Source organism: Rhodococcus sp. IEGM 1306, from assembly GCF_036541985.1.
Taxonomy (GTDB): Bacteria; Actinomycetota; Actinomycetes; order Mycobacteriales; family Mycobacteriaceae; genus Rhodococcus_F; species Rhodococcus_F qingshengii.
Genome location: NZ_JAZHFF010000048.1, coordinates 1 through 237 on the forward strand (window position 1 = coordinate 1; position 237 = coordinate 237).

The following is a 237-nucleotide window of genomic DNA, read 5'->3' on the forward strand; positions in this document are numbered from 1 at the left end:
GTGCATCAGGGTGTGGTGGGTTCGGCAGAGCAGGACCAGGTTGTCCATGACGGTTGGTCCTCCTTTGGCCCAGTGTTTGATGTGGTGGGCGTCGGTCCAGGCGGGGACGCAGTCGCAGCCGGGGAAGGCGCATCCTTTGTCTCGGGCGATCAGTGCGGTTCGTTGTGCTGCGGTGACAAGCCTTTTGAGTGGGGTGACGTCGAGTGGGGCACCGTTTCCGTCGAGGAGGACGCTGGA

The 237-nt window shown here is 63.3% G+C and carries 1 protein-coding gene; it reads right to left on the reverse strand.

The window, feature by feature from the left end; all coding sequences use genetic code 11:
- A partial coding sequence (locus tag V3587_RS30665; RefSeq protein ID WP_331703582.1) for an HNH endonuclease signature motif containing protein occupies window positions 1-237 on the reverse strand: 237 nt, incomplete at both ends.